This is a genomic window from Acinetobacter sp. FY683, assembly GCF_059515885.1.
Map to the genome: position 1 here is coordinate 117588 of NZ_JCAKNA010000006.1, position 17831 is coordinate 135418.

Consider the following 17831-nt stretch of genomic DNA (forward strand, 5'->3'; position numbering starts at 1 on the left):
TTTTCTTTATCATATCTAAAATTTTAGTATTTCCTTAAATATGAACTTCCTTTTAGTTTTGTTGGCAAGTGTATTTATTTCACTTGCTTGGCTCATTCCTATCCATTATCACCCATGGGTAACTTATACAGGCGAGCTTTATGCATTTTTTGCACTCGTTACACTTGCTGCATTATTAATAAAAGAAAAAGTTCATATTCCTAAACTGAGTTTAGGCTTGGTGGTATTGGCTGTCATTCCATTTGGGCAATTTTTCTTTGGAAAAGTATTTTTCTTTAGTAATGCTTTAATGAGCTCTATTTATATTCTAGGGCTTTGGTTTGCAATTATTTTTGGCTATAACCTGAGTATTGGTAAATTTAATAGAGAGCAAATTTTTACAACTTTAAGTTATGTATTTTTGCTTTCAGGTGTTCTCACTGCACTCATTGCAATTTGCCAATGGCTTAATTTAGATGAAGTACTTCCCGGAATTACACGATTAGTCAATGCACGTCCATACGCAAACTTTGCACAACCAAATAATATGGCAACATTTTTGCTCATGGCTTTGCTTGCATGCTTATATTTATTCGAAAAACAAAAAATAAAAACATCGGTATTGGTAAGTTGTGCATTCATTATGCTTATTAGTCTTGCACTTAGCCAATCTAGAACGTCTTGGGTTGCTTGTGCATGTATTCTTGTTTATTTGGGATATCAGCAATTTAAAGGTCAAATTACGATTAAATGGTATGCCTTAACTGCTTGGTTAGCTGTATTTGTAGGGCTTATCTTCTTATTTCCTGTTCTGGGTGCATATCTGAGTCAATTTTCAGATGCACAAATTAAGTCTGTAGATATTGCACGTCGTACAACAGGCGATATGTCGCGTTTAGCAATTTGGAAGCAGATGCTACACGCTGTCGAATATCAGCCGTGGTTTGGCTATGGTTGGTTCCAATCGAGCACTGCATACACGACCATTAGCGAATACTTTCAAGGGCCTGTATGGGTGCGTAGCGCACATAATTTCATACTCGACTTTATTCTTTGGAATGGCGCAATTATTGGCGTGCCATTTTTAGCCTATTTCAGCTATTGGGGATACCAACTTCAAAAGCATGTGAAATCTACAGAATCAATTATTGGTATTTTAATGGTTGGAGTCTTCATTATTCATGCGATGCTAGAATTCCCGCAAAATTATGCATATTTCTTGCTTCCTGTTGGTTTTATTATTGGTGTAGTCCAAGCACAACGTATTTTAAAAACAGATATCGTTGTATCGCCAGTTTTTATGAAATTAAGTTTTGCTGTAGGTATTATTTTATTGGCTGTTATCTATCGAGATTATGATGTTGCTTCAACTCGATTAAGTCAGGCAATGAAATATGAGAAAACACCTGAAAAAATAACCAATTATCAACCTGTGCTTTTGCTTACAGAGTTTAAACATAGAATTGAATGGGTGAAGATGGATCCTTATAGCCATGTGTCGCCTCAGCAAATTGAAGATATTTCACACATCGTTTTACTTTATCCAACAAGCTATAACATGGTGAAATTTGCAAGATTACTTGCATTTAATGGCTATGAAGCAGAAGCTAAACATCAGTTAAAAATGATTAAAATTATTCGTAAGGCAGATATTCCTTATGAAAATATTTTAAAGCCTGAATTTTAAATACGAATCTAAGAAAATAAAAGAGCCAGCATTTAGCTGGCTCTTTTATGACATAAATATTTTAAAGCTGACTTTGAATATAATTTTCAGTGCCAACTGTTTCGACTAAATCTAATTGAGTCGTTGTCCAATCAAGGTATTCTTCTTCTTTTTCAAGAATCTCTTGAACGATGTCACGCGTAACATAATCAAGTTCTTGTTCAGCTAAAACAACAGCTTTCTGAAGTGCTTCAATATTTTCTTTAACTTTACGAACATCGCAGTTTAGAACTTCAACCGTATGCTGACCAATATAAAGCTTACCTAAGTGTTGTAAATTTGGTAAACCTTCCAAGAATAAAACACGTTCAATAATTTTATCTGCATGTTTCATTTGGCGAATAGATTCTTTGTATTCAGCAGAACCTAATTTCTCAATTCCCCAATCATTAAACATACGTGAATGTAAGAAATATTGGTTAATTGCCGTTAAATGATGATAAAGCACCTGATTTAGCTGGTTAATCACATCACGATTGCCTTTCATTAAACTACTCCATCCATTATTCAATGCTTGTTCATCAAGCGGCATTTTTAATTATATTAACCAACAGAAGCACTATTGGCGAGAGATTTATAGAACAGCAAATGAAAATCGCAATCAAAATCAAAAGGACACATTTAGAATTTTATAAACGCAAGGCAATAAAAACCCGCTAGAGTCAGAAGCGGGGGAGGAATAATGATCTTTAGATCATTGGTTTTATAATTATGCTTATTTGAAAATTGAGTTAGGCTGCAACTGCTAAGCGAGAAGCAATCATTGAAATTTCATCGCTAATAATCGAACGAGCTTCTGGTGCACAACGACCGCAGCATGTGCCAAGGTCTAATAAGTCACGTACGTCTCTGTAGCTATCTGCGCCATTTGCAATAGCATCTTTAATGTCTTGATCTGTAATACCACGGCACAAACATACGTACATTGATACAACCATAAAAGAATAAATAAGATAAGTGATATTATTGATAATTATTATCGTTTGTCAATAAAAATCATTTAATTTGCCTTTTATTGTTATTGAGTTTTTGAATAAAAAAATGCCACCTGAGCGAAAATTTGAGTGTTGATCAAATTTTAGCGCAAGTGGCATTTATAATTAGATTTTAAGTTATTGATTAATAACTACAATACCATCCATTTCAACTAGAGCACCTTTGGGTAGGCTTGCAACCCCTAATGCTGCACGAGCAGGATAAGGTTGAGCAAAATATTCGCCCATAATTTGGTTTACAAGTTGGAAATGAGATAAATCTGTTAAGAAGATATTTAATTTAGCGATATCTGCCAAAGAGCCACCTGCAGCTTCACATACTGCTTTTACGTTATCAAATACACGTCGAATTTGTGCTTCAATACCTTCAACAAGTTCCATGCTATATGGGTCTAAACCAATTTGACCAGAAAGATATAGGGTATTACCTACTAAAATAGCTTGAGAATAAGTACCGATAGCAGCAGGTGCATTTTCAGTATGAATCACTTGGCGGGACATCTATTTCTCCTTTGGTCATTTTCAATTCATCATAAGCTATAGAAAGGCTTCATAGAAGCCTTTCTTGCTAAATTCTAGCTCGCAATTGATGATTCAGGCATATTGATAGGTAAAGATAAACGAGTAATACGTGGGAAACCAAAGTGCATACGTAAATCACGGATAATTTTAGCAATTTGATTTCGGTCGTTTACCACAACATTGACATAGGTTTTTGCTTCGTAAGCACGAACCATTTCTACACCTACTTTAGCTTTACGACATTGATAAATGAGTTCAGAGATTTGCTCATCATTCATGTCCATATCAATAGATAAATAAGCATTGAAACTCACATCATCTACATCTTCAGATGTCCAATGAAGTGGCATGATATTTTCAGGATGCAATTGCTGTTCATGTAATAAATTATGGCAACGAATACGGTGAACAATTAATCCACGACGAGACAAATGTCCCATAATCGGGTCATCTAAAACAGGGTTGCAGCAATGTGCATATTTAACATCTACACCTTCTGTACCTTGAATTAAGCGATTTGATGTGTGTTCTTCAATTATTTGGTCTTGAACAAATAAATGGTTTGCGACCAATTGAGGTAATAAATCACCCACTGCAATTTGTTCGTATAAATGCTCTTTAGACTCTGCATGACGCCAAGTTAATAAGTCATTCCAGTCGTTATCTGTTAGGTCTTTAATAGAGCGATTAAACAGTTTTAAAGCACGATTTAAAGCTTGTTCGCCAACAAGACGTTGTTCATCAAGATCTTGTTCACGCAAAATATTTTGTAAAGCACGGCGTGCTTTTTGTGTATTAATAAAACTCAACCAATCTGGATTAGGTGTTGCCAACACATCGGTAATAATTTCAATGACTTGACCATTGAGTAGCGGTGTAGATAAAGGCTTTGTTTCACCATTAATTTTTGATCCAACTGCATGGTTACCCAAAAATAAGCTTGCTGAGTAAGCAAAGTCTACAGCAGTTGCACCTTGTGGCAGTTCATGTAAATGACCATGAGGGGTGTACACCCAAATTTTTTCTTGGTGTAAATAATCTAAGAAATCATTAAATGTTGTTTTGGCACAACTTCCATCTACAAGGAAGTTTAAGTTTTGCATAGATGCTTGAATTGCAGAACGACAAGCTTGAGGTGCATTTTCACCAAGTACTACGCCAAAACGTGCTGCTTTACGCATCAGTTCAGTTTGGATTGTAAGAGATAAGGTCGTATTTTCGCCTTTTAATCGCATCATTAACGATTGGTTACCGCCAGGAAGTGGGCGACGAATATGATCTACGTAATGAAGGACTTTAAAGTTTTCTCTTAAAATGTCTGCAAGACGGTCACAGTCTGCAATGCTTTGTAAAATAATTTCAAAGGCATGGCTGTGCGTGAGTTCTTGTAGGTTGATATCATTTTTAACGAAGTGTCTGAGTAGCTCAATATTGTTATTTTTCTTTTTAATTCGACCTTCAATATTATGGTTCTTTAATAGGTCGTTTAGATTTTTTTCCCAAATAGATTGGTATTCACAGCGTTTTGGCTTTGTTTGCAGTAGTGCTTCTTGAATGTTATCAAACATATCTAAATCTAGGTTCTGATAACACAGATGCTCTAGGTTATCTGCCATTTCATTCATACCAACTATACGTGCCATTGGTACAAAAATATCGATGGTTTCTTGGGCAATACGTGCGCGTTTATCTGGGCGTAATGCTTCAAGGGTCGTCATGTTATGATAACGGTCTGCAAGCTTAATAATAATAACGCGAGGGTCTTGTAGGGTGGCTTGTAGAATTTTTCGGAAGGATGCTGCTTTATTATATTCTTTATCGCTTGAGTGGCTAAGTTTGGTCACGCCATCTACAAGCTCTGCAACGGTTTTTCCAAATTTTTCGGTAATATCTTCTTTACTAAATTCTGTATCTTCAATAACGTCATGCAATAGTGCAGACATAAGTGTTTCAGCATCTAATCGCATATGAGCCAGAATACAACTGACTGCAATAGGATGCAGGATATAAGGTTCACCACTTTTACGTGTTACACCATCATGTGCAATGTCTGCGTAATCACAAGCCGCAAGCACTCTATCGACATCGCTTTCACTTAAATAAGCATCGATAATTACTTTAAGTTGTTGTCTGGCTTGGCTGACTTCTGCACCCGGCATAAACCACCTTTTCTCTAAAGTTGCAATGTAATAGGAGATAGAAACTACTAATGAAAAGCATATTGAGAAGTATGTCAATTATTTTTTCATTTTGGGAGTTAGTAGTATCAATTCAAAGAAAAATCTTTATCTCTTATTTATAACTGTTATTTAAAAAATATTAAAGTTCTAAAATAAAAAAAGCCTAGTTTTAAACTAGGCTTTTTTGAGGGTTAATTCTTATTGAAAAGAAAAACCATCTAAATTTAAATTGTTTGCAGAAAGTGCAAGGTCAAGACTAGATGTTTGATAGTCTTGGTCGCGTTGTTTCAAGATGTCTTTAGACACATGACCTTCAGCAATTTCACGTAAAGCGACAACAGTCGGTTTATCATTGTCCCACTCAACAGTAGGTTCAATGCCTTGACGTGCCAATTGACGCGCGCGTTTGCTTGCCACTAGTACAAGCTCAAAGCGGTTGTCTACATGGTCTAAACAATCTTCAACGGTTACGCGTGCCATAAGAATTCTCGTTTGAATTAATAAATTTTAACAGACTGAACAGTATAAGGCTCTTTGCTCTTAGACTCAAGTTTTAATCACTTCATTGCTGGAGTAATTAATTTCATAATAAGTTCTTGATGTCTGTTTGCTTGTTGAGAAAGTGTTAAACGATTTGCAATAATAACTGCTTCTAAATCATGTAAAGCCTTATTGAAGTCATCATTAATAATGACATAATCGAAGTTTGAATATTGTTGCATGTCTTCAACGGCACAACCTAAACGATGTTCAATTACTTCAACAGAGTCTGTGCCACGGTTAGATAAACGTTGACGTAAATCAAACTGGCTAGGTGGCAAAATGAAAATTTGTTTAGATTCAGGAAAAAGTTTACGAACTTGTTCAGCACCTTGCCAATCAATTTCAAGTAAAACGTCATGACCTTTTGAAAGTTGTTCTTTTACGGTTGCTTGTGCTGTTCCGTAGTAATTGCCAAAAACTTCTGCATATTCTACAAAGCCATCTTGCTTAACAAGCTCAAGGAATGTTTCTTTTTGCGTAAAATGATAATGAACGCCGTCTAACTCGCCAGGGCGTTGTCCACGTGTCGTATGAGAAACAGAAACGTGTAGGTTGTTAACACGCTCAAGTAGGGCTTTAACTAAAGATGTTTTGCCTGTTCCTGAAGCAGCAGAAACGACAAACAAGAGACCCGACATGATATTTTTCCTGATATGATAAAATATCTTCTCTATTTTAGAGTAGAGCATGCTTAAACAAAATAGCTAAGCGTCGTTTTGTTTGTATTATTTTTCAATTCTTCTGCAAATTGACTTGAACATCGAGGGTTCTATGGAAATTGTATTGGCTAATCCACGTGGTTTTTGTGCAGGTGTAGACCGTGCAATTGCGATCGTAAATCGCGCTCTTGAGTGTTTTAATCCTCCTATTTATGTGCGTCATGAAGTCGTACACAATAAATTTGTTGTAGATGACTTACGTCAGCGTGGCGCAATATTTGTTGATGAGCTAGATGAAGTTCCAGATGACAATATTGTTATTTTTAGTGCACACGGCGTATCCAAAGCGGTTCAACAAGAAGCAGCACGTCGTGGCTTAAAAGTATTTGATGCAACTTGCCCATTGGTGACCAAAGTTCATATTGAAGTGACTAAGTATGCACGCGAAGGTGTCGAAGCTATTTTAATTGGTCATGAAGGTCATCCAGAAGTAGAAGGTACGATGGGGCAATATGACAAAAAAAATGGTGGTGAAATTTATTTAGTAGAAGATGAAGAAGATGTTGAGAAATTAATAGTTAATCATCCAAATAAAGTTGCATTTGTAACGCAAACTACGCTTTCAATTGATGATACTGCGAAAGTAATTGATGCTTTACGTCAGAAATTTCCAGAAATTCAAGGTCCACGCAAAGACGATATTTGCTATGCAACGCAAAACCGTCAAGATGCTGTACGTGATTTAGCAACACAGTGTGATGTTGTACTTGTTGTTGGTTCACCAAACTCATCAAACTCAAATCGTTTACGTGAGCTTGCTGAAAGAATGGGAAAAAAAGCATATTTGGTCGATAATGCAGAACAGTTAGATAAATCGTGGTTTACAGAAAATTCTAAAATTGGTGTAACGGCGGGTGCATCCGCTCCAGAGATTTTAATTAAACAAGTGATTCAACGTTTGCAAGATTGGGGTGCACAGGCGCCTGAAGAGCTTGCAGGTCGTGAAGAAAATATTACTTTTAGCTTGCCAAAAGAACTTCGTATTCAGGTGGTACAAGCATAAATTTCTTGATTTTTACATGAATTAAGTCTCAAAAACAGGTGATCACTGTGTGTTGGTCATCTGTTTTTTTATACCATTTATCAAATATTAGTATGTTTTTTGTTCACAAGGGGTTTAGTTTAAAACAATAATAAAGTTAACTGCCATGGTGGTGGTCATGAGAACAATAAGAAAGGGTTTTACTTTTATAGAACTTATTATTGCAAGTTTAGTATTTGCAATAGTAGCTGTGCTCGCAATACCGTCTTTTAGCAAAATGTTGGCGAAACAAAATCTCAATTCTGATATTCGTAGTTTAGCGAATGTTCTGACTCAGGGGCGCAGTCAGGCTGTTTTTTTAAGAAAAGAAATTCAAATTAATTTTGCGACCGGTGCTAATACAGATACTCAGTACTATTGGAGTATCAATCCACAAAATAAACTAATTTCACCGGCAACTTTATCAAGTTTAACATTTAAAAAAGATGGTGCTTTAAGTGCTGTAACAGCCGATATCGAATTTAAATTATGCAATTCAAAAATAGGAATGACTAAAAATTTAATTTTGACGAAAAGTGGTTCCATTTTTTATAAAGCGGATGGGACATGCTAATGATAAAAATAAGAAATCAAAAAGGTGTAGGCATGATTGAAGTTTTGATTGCATTACTTCTACTTGCTATTGGTGTTATGGGATTTACGGCTTTACAACTTAAAGCGGTAGATGCGACCGATGAAGCAATGTCAAAAATTGAGGCGATGAATATCGCGCGAGATGTTGCTGAACGTATTCGTGTAAATAGAAATAGTTTGGCGACATATGTAGATGAGCTAAATAAAACAACACAAATCAATATAACAACATCTGGATTAAAAAAGTGTTTGGGTAATACCGTTTGTACGGGTACCGACATGGCGAAATACGATACAGCTCAAATCGTAAGTCGTGCTCAAAGCACAGCAATGCAAATTTCTTTACCGAATTGTCAAGTTGTAGGTGCTGTAGACCGTATTTGTATTTACATTGCTTGGGGTGAAACAAAGCCTATAAATCATGCGACAGATAAACAAGCTTGTACTTCGGGAGGTACTTATTTACCTGAAGCTAAATGCATTGTCATGGAGCTATATTAATGAAAAATAATAATCAACTTGGCTTTACTCTTATAGAGTTAATGATTGCGATTGTGCTTGGTTTGCTTATTACAGCAGCGGCTATTCAATTATTTATCACGGGGCAAATTTCTATAAATACTCAAAAGGGTATGGCAGAAATACAAGAAAGTGGAAATTTTGGTTTACGTTATATTACGAGCGATATTCGTCGTGCAAATTATGAAAATGTAGGTTTAATTAATGATCGGTTGTTGAATAGTGGCATTCTTTTAACATCTAGAAATGCACCTGCCGTTGTTCCAACTACTATATTTAATCCCTCCAATATCCCAATAAATTATCCAAATAGTCTTGCGACTGCGGTTCCTTTGAGTTCGAGTAAAACACAATTAAGTAATGTGCTTGATGAAGCCAAAGCGGAATTAAAGTCGGATCAATTGGTTATCCAATATTATGCAGATCAAAATGGAACGGATTGCGAAGGAAATAGCTATACATCTGGGCGATATATCGTACAACGTTATTTCTTAAGATTAGATACGAATGTTTCGAATGCCGAAGCAAATCAAGCATTAGCCTTAGCGTGTGAAGCTGGTTGGTATACCGATGCAAGTATAAAAATTCTAAAAAATCCATCGACCTCTACATTGGAATTTGGGAAAACTGACGGTGAAATTTTAATTCGTCGCGTAGATTACTTGCGTTTTTTATTGGGCGTTTCGAACAACGACCTTAATAATAGTTTTAGATATATCAGTGTATCTGACTATCTTGCGTTGCAGACTTATCCAAGACCAAGAATATCTTCAATACAGGTTGGAATGCTTGTACGTTCAAACGATACAGCGAATGTTTCTAGTTTGATTTCAGATGATAAGGTTTATGGTGTTTTAGACCAAAATATTTACTTAAAACCACATGCAAATACAACAAAATATCTACGCAGAGTTGTGTCTCAAACCATTGCTTTAAGAAATGGAATGTACACAGAAGCGAAGGCGGTGATGTAATGAGAAAGCAAACAGGATCTACCTTAGTGATTGTTCTATTGCTACTTATGGTAATTACGATTGTTGGTACATTTGCGATACGACAAAGTATGTTGAGTTTAAATGTAGCGACAAATAGCCAAGCACAACAACTGTTAATGCAATCATCTGATGCTGTGTTATACAGAATTGGAAATACAAACTTTGCTAGTACAAGTGGGAATCCGACATCTTTATTGGGATATGCACTTAAAAACTCAGGAAATGAAGTCGTTTTCTGTTTTAGAAGTCAATTAAAGCAAGATACGGCATTTTCTGTTGGTACAACAAGTTTATTGAACTGGAATGAGAACAGTACTGATATTACTGTAAGTAGTGTATCTGGGTTTTGTGACTTAGCGAAACAGGCAGATTATGCAAGTAGTCGTAAAGCACAAATTACACAAGTTACGATTGTGGTTAATCCACCCTCTAATATTGAATCAAAACCATTGCAAAGTGTGAACTTAGGAAGTGATTTATCTAGTTTAGGTAAATTGGATGCAGAGCAAACTAAACGTGTGCGTGTTTATGTGACATCAATTTTGCCCAATTTAAGTACAGCTACAGCAGTCAAAATAACAGCATGTTTAAAGCGACCAAGTGAAAAACCATTGTCAGGTAGTGCAGAAACAATAGATGCATGTTTAACCAAAGAAAATGTTCCGTTTAATACGCAGATGCAAGATTTCATTTTAGATACTTATATGGGTGTTGCGAGCTAAAATCTAGATTTGGGGAGAATAAAAATGTATAAAAATAACATAAAACAAAACACCAAAAAGCTACTTGCTTGTTTGATTTCAGCGAGTTTGACAGGTATTTTTTCAACATCAATTTCATATGCGAGTGATATTGAAATTTATAAAAACCCAACAGTGAAAGGCCATACGATTGTAATGCTTGCACTGGATAACTCTTATAGTATGGGGTTGACGGATTCAGGTAAAAATAAGTCTAGATTGGCCATTTTAAAAGACTCTTTGAGAGATGTATTGCAGGGAGTTAAAGATGCTAATGGTAACTATACAACTACACCATTACCAGATAATACTATTGTTGGTTTATCTGTATTTGGTAATGGGCCTAGACATGGGAGAATATTAGTTGCCGCACGAGCCTTGAATGAAAGGGTCTCAATTACATCATCGAAAACCCAAAGAGAATTATTAATCGAAGAAATTAATAAAGTCTCAGCAAATGCGAGTACACCTACAAGCTTACTATATGGTGAGGCGGTTTCTTACCTAAGGGGAACAGCGACATCTGGACCTTTAGAAATCAAATCTATTAATGATGGTGTTGATGTTGATAAAGGGCCACACACGAAGTTTGATAGTATTACGGATTCAAGTCTTAAGTCTCCTTTAGTCTCAGGAATGTTTGGGGGAAGATATATTGCACCTATGTCAAAATTATCTGCTGAGGAACAACAATGTTCAGCACAAGGTATTTTCTTTTTCACAGATGGTGCTCCAACCACGATTACACCGCTTATAGCAGAGCCAATTTATAAAAATGCATTAAATGATATGTCATTTTCTTGTGAGTCTACAGAAACGCCTGCGATTTATTACCATTTAAAAAATGTTGATGGCTATCATCGAGGAGCTGGTGTTGATAAATCTGAAGTTAAGGAAATGGGATATGCTGATGCGACTCGTTTACAAAATAAAATCGTAGTTGCAGGGGTAAGTGGGAAGAATTCCTATGTAAATGGTAAGCATGATGTTTATGAGGATCGCAGTGCTTGGCAATGTATAGGTGCAATGGCGAAGCATATTGCTTTTGAAACAGATCCAAGGAAGCGTATTTATACTGCGATAGTAGGTTTTGGTCCTGATTTTAATGAAGACTTATCACAAACTTGTATTGAGTCTGCTGGTACAACTTATGCAGGCGATACGCGGTATAAGTATTGTGGAAGTGAAGAAATTACTGCAAGTTCGCGCGGTTATTCAAATGGTTTAAACGTTCAAAATGCTTTTAGTTGGGGCGAGTTAGGTAAAGGTACAACAAGTAAATTACATTATCCTGATGCATCAGATACACATCCAGCAAATATTATCCCAGAGCGTGGTGGTTACTTTGATGCTAGTAATGGAGAGTCACAGCCAATTATTGATGCGCTTTCAAATTTCGTAAACAGTATGAGTGTGAATTTTGATACCGCAAGTATTGGTACTTATGTCGTACCTGTTGACCCATTATCATCACTTGCATCTTCAAATGTATTTGCACCGCAATTTCAACCAAAAATTAGCGGGGCTGGGGGAAGTGTTCAATCTACACAACAATTATGGTTAGGGAATTTGAAAAAATATCGTCTAAACAATTTAGGTGTAATGGTTGATGCAAGAAATATTGAATTGCTCTCTTTAAATGGTTTGGTAAATACGAATAGTAAGGATTCATGGAATATCTCAAATGATAATGATGGTGCGAGTGCTATTTTAGGTGGTGTTGCAAGTTTAATTAATATTCCAAATGGTAAAACAGGCTCACATAAAGTTGTTAGTAATGTAAGTGAAATTAATACGCGTCCGCTGTTTACAGATGCAAAAATTGAAACTTTAGATAGGATTGTTGAGAGCCTGAGATTAAAGAAGCTTACGAGTCATAATGCTTTAACTAAGATAGATACTGCATTAGTACTTGATCTTAATGAGGTAGATTTATTTAAGGTTGGTTTTAGAAGATCAATTTATCAGCCTTACTTGTTATCCGCTCTTGGTTATCACATGGATAAATCTTATTTAGATACTGAGTGGAATACTACACGTTGGAGCTGGGATCTAGATAAGGTAAAAAGCTTGAATACAACACGTCAAATGGGCGGGGTATTACATTCAGATCCGATTTTGGTGACTTCAGAAGCTCCAGTTGATGAAAATGGAAATGTCGTACAAGAACTTCGGGATAGATTTAATAATCTTAAAGCATCTCGCCAAGATTATATCGTGTTTGGCACTATGCAGGGGTTGCTACACATGGTGGATCAAAATACAGGTCGAGAAGTATTTTCATTTTTACCTCACGAGATTATTAATGATCCTGAGCGTAAAGATGCATTACTCGATATAAGTAATTTGCAAAAAGCAACAAAGCATCCTTTTTACGGTATAGATGGTCCATGGGTATCTTCAGTCGATTATGAGTATATTGAAGAACCAGATAATACTTTTGAGGTGTTGCAAAATAACATAAATAAGAAAACATATATGCGTAAATTTAAAGCCAAAACAGCTAATATCTATGGTGGTATGCGCATGGGTGGAAATAGTTATTATGCACTTGATGTTAAAGATCCGATAACGCCTAAATTCTTATTTCATGTAGATGCTGCAAATGGAAAAATTAAAAGTGCAACAACAGGCATTACGAGCACATCTGCAAATCCCGCTTTACAAGCTATGGGACAAAGTTGGTCAAAACCAACCTTAGCTAAAGTACGTTTCAATGGCACGCTACGTGATGTCATGATTGTAGGTGGGGGTTATGACTATAATGTCTATGAAAATCTTCAAGCACGGTCAACAAGTGACAAAGGTGCTGGCGTGTATATGTTTGATGCTAAAACGGGTGAGCTTTTATGGAATGCTCGATATGGCACGGATAATACATCTACTACAGATGTTAAAAACTCAACTTTAAAATACAGCGTAGTTAGCCAAATTAAGGCGTTTGATCGTAATGCTGATGGGTTGGTTGATAATTTGTATTTTGGTGATTTGGGTGGGCAAGTTTTCCGTGTAGATTTGAATAATAATTTGGGAACAGCTAAAACCAGCTTTGGTCGTGTAGTGCGCGTGGCAGATTTTTCTGCAAAGAAACAACGTTTTTATGAAATGCCTGCTTTATCTATTCATGAAGATAGTGGTGCTAAATTTGGTGTAATTAGCATAGCTTCAGGAAATAGAAGTTTTCCAACCAGTGTAAGTAATGGCTTTGATAATCGAGTTTATGTCTTATTTGATAAAGATATAGCATCTGAATCTTTATACGCAGCAGGTTTCGCACCATCAGTAACGCTTACCGAAGCTGATATTTACGATTGGGGTGCAATTTCAGCATCAAATATTGGAGATTTAAGAACAAAAACTAAAAGAGGTTGGTATTACATTTTAACATCGACCAGAACAGGTATAGATGAGCCATTAAATACAGGTACTGTAAAAGCACTGAATGGATATACAGTTGTTGCATATAATGATGTTTATTCAGATTTATATGTATCATTGTTTAATCCAAATCATGCATCAACGCAGCAGCCAAGTGCTTGTGTTGGGGGGATTACAGGTTCGAGTGTTATTACCAAATTCTGCTTACCTTATGGCGTATGTGGTGACTCTTCTTTAGGTTCCTCTGTTACAAATAACAAAAAAGTGGCATTTGTATCTAAGCCAACAGATGGATTCTCCCGCGTAAATGCCGGTGGATATAACGATGGTTCAAGAAATTTGGTGACAATTATTCCTGATGTTGGGCAAAGTTATCAAATGACAAAAATGTTTAAGAGTCGAAATTGGCGTGAAGTTCAATAACGGTAGAAGCTTATGAATATAAAAAATGGTTTTACCTTAATAGAATTAATGGTTGTTTTGGCTGTTATTGCAGTAATGACAGCAATTGCAATGCCTTTGTATCAGTATGAAATGAGAAAGTTGGATGCATCTGCGGTACAACAAGAAATGCTTAAATTGGCAGATCAATTAGAGCGATATAAAAGTCGAAATTTTTCATATCATGGTTTTGATCCAAAGTATTTATACGATGAAGTAAATCCGATGAGCTCTGTTAATTTTCCACTTAAAGGTACAAAAAAATACACGATTAATTTGTATGATAGTAGTGAAGCAACAGGAAAAAAACTATTAAGTTCAGATAGTGGTTTAGGGCAAAGATGGGCAATTATTGCTTTAAGTGAAAGTGAAAAAAATTATAGTTTTTTATTCACAAGTACAGGGCTTCGTTGTAAAAACAAAACCAAAGCAAACATTAATTTTACAGGTTGTGGTGCTGTAAATACAGGTATGGAAACTTGGTAAAATTATTATCAATTTAAGACTAAAGAAAGAGCAAATGATTAAAATCATTTGCTCTTTTTTATTATGCTTAAAGTGAGTTTTATGTGATTTATATTACAACTTTTAAAGATATATCTTATCTTAATTTGTTTTACATTATCGTTTGGTGTCTTTTTATCGTAATAATTTACCTTTCATCTTGTTTGTTATTGTGTGAAATGTTGAGTAAATGTTATTTTGCGTAACGGTAAGTTTAGTACTCAAAAAATCACTTTATGGGTTCTGAAAACACGAATTTAATTAAAAAATTTATTTTAAAAGTTATGTTGTGCAGGGGTTGTTCCAGTGGGAATGAAAAATAAAGTGTATCTGAGTTTACAAGGTATAAAGGGGTTTACCTTGATTGAGCTGATGATTACGATCGGAGTTCTTGCGATTGTAACAACTATGGCCATACCTGCCTTTAATAATGTGATTTTAAGACAAAATTTAAATAAAAGCACAAAAGAACTCACGATGATTTTTTCACAAGCTAGGGCTAAAGCAGCATTAGAAAGAAGAAATATTACGGTAAATCTTAATGTAGCAACAGCAAATACAGATAATCAGTTTAACTGGATGCCTTCTGGAAAAGTTGTCCAAAGATCAGGTGTTAATCAAATTGTATTTTTACCGAACGGAATGACTAATATTGGAGTCGATAGCACGTTTCAGTTGTGTGATCAGGCACTTGTGGATTCTACTCGGTCAAAAATAGTGACCATAAGTAGAATGGGTACAATACAAATAATCCGAGATGGGAGCTGTTCATGATTGCTAGAAAGAATCAAAAGGGTGTCGGATTAATTGAAGTTTTGGTTGCACTATTAATTTTATCGGTGGCAGTTTTAGGATTTGTTGCATTACAAGTTAGAGCTGTAGATGCAACATCAGAAGGTATAAATAAAGTTCAAGCGATGAATTTAGCAAGAGATATCGCTGAAAAAATTAGAACGAATAGAAGCGCAGTAAATACATATGTTGCATCTTTTGGATCATCAGCTGCAGATAGAGTTTCGTTTGCTGAGAATTGTTATACGGAGTTTTGTTCTCCTGCGGAGAAAGCAGATTTTGATGTTGCTCAATCCTCTTTAGCTGCTCAGCGCTTAGGAATGACCATGAATATGATGACATGTGATGGTATTGCAAACGGTAGAAGCTGTATTTATGTCGCTTGGGGGGAGACAAGTGCCACAAATGGTGATGGTGTTAATGATTGCACGACCAATGGAACATATAGATCAAATTCTAGTTGTATTGTGATGGAGACCTATTAATGAAAACTCAAAAAGGTTTCACATTGGTTGAGTTATTGGTTGCTTTAACTTTAGGATTAATGATTACAGCTACTGCATTATTACTATTCTTGACTGGGCAAAAAAGTTACAGCATGCAGCAGGGCACAGCTGATTTACAAGATAACGCAAATTTTGGATTAAATTTTATAACGCAAGGTGTGCGTCTTGCTAATTTGAATAATCGAAAAGCTTTTGTAAACGATGAGTTGGTTTCAGGTGGCTTGGTCTTATCACAAAATAACTTTAATCCTAGTGTTGCAGAAGTGCCAGCTCAATTATTGAGTGCTAGTGATGGTGATAATGCAGGGGTGAATAATCAGTGGCGTGGATTGTCTAACGTTGCTTTAACTACTTCTGCAGATGTCTTATTGGCTAGTGACCAGCTAGTTATCCAATATGTCGCTCAAACTAGTGGTCGCGATTGTGAAGGTAATGCCTATCCTTCTGGTCAAATCGTGATAGAGCGCTATTTTTTAAGAACAGATACGAATGCAGAAACTCGAGAGGGTAATGCCTTGGCACTTGTGTGTGACGCAGGACAATATGTTTCTACAGCAACGAATATTGTAGATGTTAATGCAGATAATTCAGCAAGTACAGGAACAAGATTTGGTGGTTCTGGGCAAATTTTAATGAAACGCGTTGATTACTTGAGAGTACTTTTGGGTATTGAGAATACTACTGGTGAAAAACGCTATATCGGTATTCGTGAATACCGTGCTTTACCTGCAACGGCACCTAAGCCAAGAATTGTTTCAGTATCTTTAGGTATTTTAGCAAGATCTACGCAAGCGGTTGGTGAAGATACTGCAATTAATCCTAATCAAATATTTAATGTGTTGGATCGTACTGTACGAATTCATGCTAATGGAAATCCAACAGGTTATGTGCGTCAGGTTATTACACAAGAAATAGCTTTACGTAATGGCTTGGGAGTAAGAGATCAATGATGAAAAGAAAAGAACAAGGTGCGACATTAATTGTTGTATTGATGTTGTTGCTTGCCATTACGATTATTGGAACTTTAGCAATTCGACAAAGTTTAGTTTCTTTAAATATTGCAACGAATAGCCAAGCTACACAATTAATGCTGCAAAATTCAGATGCTGCAATTTTTAATGTAGAGGACTCGACTAACCTTGCACGAAGTTTGGCGCGAGATGGCATGTTTGGTTATATCAAAACAGATAGTAATAAAGGCAAAGAGTTAGTTTTTTGTTTTAGGGGTTCTAATACTCAGTTCTTTAATTTATCAGATGCAAGTTTAATTTATTTGAATGATAGCGGCACGCTTGTAGATACTGATTTAGGGGTGGCAGGATATTGCCAATCTGGGGGAACAAATAACTTTTTCACAAGTAATCGCCGTGCAGTTATGACACAGGTTTCGGTAAGTTTTGTTGCTAATGCAGCAGGAAGTCAACCATTTGAAGATTCTGTTCGTGGAACAGATGATGACATACCTTTAGATAAAAGACAAAAAGTGATTGTTCATGCAGTTTCGCTTATGCCAACAATTTCCACTGCAACAACAGCTAACATTGATACGTGTTTAAGAAGGTTAAGCAATAGCACAAATGCAAATTTCAGTATTAATGCTTGTTTAACGAATCTTAATGTTCCGTTTACAACACATGTAACAGAATACACATTGGGTCAGGAATTTTTATAAGGGGT

General features: G+C 35.9%; 18 protein-coding genes. 12 read left to right on the plus strand and 6 right to left on the minus strand.

The window, feature by feature from the left end; all coding sequences use genetic code 11:
- The first annotated feature begins 40 nt into the window (after nucleotides 1-40).
- Entirely contained in the window at nucleotides 41-1666 is a 1626-nt protein-coding gene (locus AC5YDH_RS05115) for a PglL family O-oligosaccharyltransferase (RefSeq protein ID WP_496117343.1), read from the plus strand.
- A gap of 61 nt (nucleotides 1667-1727) precedes the next feature.
- Here the strand turns inward: AC5YDH_RS05115 and bfr are convergent, their stop codons facing one another.
- The 6 genes from bfr to gmk form a co-directional block, all read right to left on the minus strand.
- Entirely contained in the window at nucleotides 1728-2192 is a 465-nt protein-coding gene (gene bfr / locus AC5YDH_RS05120; protein ID WP_154772272.1) for a heteropolymeric bacterioferritin subunit Bfr, read from the minus strand.
- 244 nt (nucleotides 2193-2436) lie between these two features.
- Nucleotides 2437-2631 carry a bacterioferritin-associated ferredoxin gene (locus tag AC5YDH_RS05125; protein WP_154772217.1) on the minus strand — a complete coding sequence of 65 codons (195 nt, stop codon included), beginning with the start codon at nucleotides 2629-2631 and terminating at the stop codon, nucleotides 2437-2439.
- A 186-nt stretch (nucleotides 2632-2817) separates the two neighbouring features.
- Nucleotides 2818-3201: a RidA family protein gene (locus tag AC5YDH_RS05130; RefSeq protein ID WP_154772216.1), complete on the minus strand. Its 384-nt coding sequence runs from the start codon at nucleotides 3199-3201 to the stop codon at nucleotides 2818-2820.
- Between the two features lie 74 nt (nucleotides 3202-3275).
- Complete coding sequence (locus AC5YDH_RS05135; RefSeq protein ID WP_321087568.1) at nucleotides 3276-5381, minus strand: RelA/SpoT family protein; 2106 nt, start codon at nucleotides 5379-5381, stop codon at nucleotides 3276-3278.
- Nucleotides 5382-5600: 219 nt separating this feature from the next.
- The gene (gene rpoZ, locus AC5YDH_RS05140) at nucleotides 5601-5882 is read right to left on the minus strand and encodes a DNA-directed RNA polymerase subunit omega (RefSeq protein WP_004809957.1); all 282 of its coding nucleotides are present in this window, start codon (nucleotides 5880-5882) and stop codon (nucleotides 5601-5603) included.
- A 77-nt stretch (nucleotides 5883-5959) separates the two neighbouring features.
- Nucleotides 5960-6583, minus strand: a complete 624-nt coding sequence (gmk, locus tag AC5YDH_RS05145; RefSeq protein ID WP_311917909.1) for a guanylate kinase — start codon at nucleotides 6581-6583, stop codon at nucleotides 5960-5962.
- Nucleotides 6584-6716: 133 nt separating this feature from the next.
- Here gmk and ispH point away from each other — a divergent pair, with 133 nt between their 5' ends.
- The 11 genes from ispH (at nucleotide 6717) to AC5YDH_RS05200 (ending at nucleotide 17826) form a co-directional block, all read left to right on the plus strand.
- Complete coding sequence (gene ispH, locus AC5YDH_RS05150; RefSeq protein ID WP_321087569.1) at nucleotides 6717-7667, plus strand: 4-hydroxy-3-methylbut-2-enyl diphosphate reductase; 951 nt, start codon at nucleotides 6717-6719, stop codon at nucleotides 7665-7667.
- 157 nt (nucleotides 7668-7824) lie between these two features.
- The gene (locus AC5YDH_RS05155; protein ID WP_311917907.1) at nucleotides 7825-8259 is read left to right on the plus strand and encodes a pilus assembly FimT family protein; all 435 of its coding nucleotides are present in this window, start codon (nucleotides 7825-7827) and stop codon (nucleotides 8257-8259) included.
- Nucleotides 8259-8780, plus strand: a complete 522-nt coding sequence (pilV, locus tag AC5YDH_RS05160; RefSeq protein ID WP_321087570.1) for a type IV pilus modification protein PilV — start codon at nucleotides 8259-8261, stop codon at nucleotides 8778-8780. The genes AC5YDH_RS05155 and pilV (AC5YDH_RS05160) overlap by 1 nt, the downstream gene beginning before the upstream one ends.
- Nucleotides 8780-9772, plus strand: coding sequence for a PilW family protein (locus AC5YDH_RS05165; RefSeq protein ID WP_321088932.1), 993 nt, complete (start codon nucleotides 8780-8782; stop codon nucleotides 9770-9772). The genes pilV (AC5YDH_RS05160) and AC5YDH_RS05165 overlap by 1 nt, the downstream gene beginning before the upstream one ends.
- Complete coding sequence (locus AC5YDH_RS05170; protein ID WP_496117349.1) at nucleotides 9772-10515, plus strand: PilX N-terminal domain-containing pilus assembly protein; 744 nt, start codon at nucleotides 9772-9774, stop codon at nucleotides 10513-10515. The genes AC5YDH_RS05165 and AC5YDH_RS05170 overlap by 1 nt, the downstream gene beginning before the upstream one ends.
- A 24-nt stretch (nucleotides 10516-10539) precedes the next feature.
- Nucleotides 10540-14334 (plus strand): PilC/PilY family type IV pilus protein, encoded by a 3795-nt coding sequence (locus AC5YDH_RS05175; RefSeq protein ID WP_496117350.1) that lies wholly within the window; start codon nucleotides 10540-10542, stop codon nucleotides 14332-14334.
- Nucleotides 14335-14346: 12 nt separating this feature from the next.
- Nucleotides 14347-14838: a type IV pilin protein gene (locus tag AC5YDH_RS05180; protein WP_321088929.1), complete on the plus strand. Its 492-nt coding sequence runs from the start codon at nucleotides 14347-14349 to the stop codon at nucleotides 14836-14838.
- A 330-nt stretch (nucleotides 14839-15168) separates the two neighbouring features.
- Nucleotides 15169-15630, plus strand: a complete 462-nt coding sequence (locus AC5YDH_RS05185) for a pilus assembly FimT family protein (RefSeq protein ID WP_496117352.1) — start codon at nucleotides 15169-15171, stop codon at nucleotides 15628-15630.
- Nucleotides 15627-16133 carry a type IV pilus modification protein PilV gene (pilV, locus tag AC5YDH_RS05190; protein WP_321088928.1) on the plus strand — a complete coding sequence of 169 codons (507 nt, stop codon included), beginning with the start codon at nucleotides 15627-15629 and terminating at the stop codon, nucleotides 16131-16133. Before AC5YDH_RS05185 ends, pilV (AC5YDH_RS05190) begins: the two co-directional genes overlap by 4 nt.
- The gene (locus tag AC5YDH_RS05195) at nucleotides 16133-17104 is read left to right on the plus strand and encodes a PilW family protein (RefSeq protein ID WP_496117354.1); all 972 of its coding nucleotides are present in this window, start codon (nucleotides 16133-16135) and stop codon (nucleotides 17102-17104) included. The genes pilV (AC5YDH_RS05190) and AC5YDH_RS05195 overlap by 1 nt, the downstream gene beginning before the upstream one ends.
- On the plus strand, nucleotides 17101-17826 hold the full coding sequence (locus AC5YDH_RS05200) for a pilus assembly PilX family protein (protein WP_407060904.1): 726 nt from the start codon (nucleotides 17101-17103) through the stop codon (nucleotides 17824-17826). The genes AC5YDH_RS05195 and AC5YDH_RS05200 overlap by 4 nt, the downstream gene beginning before the upstream one ends.
- The last annotated feature ends 5 nt before the right edge of the window (nucleotides 17827-17831 follow it).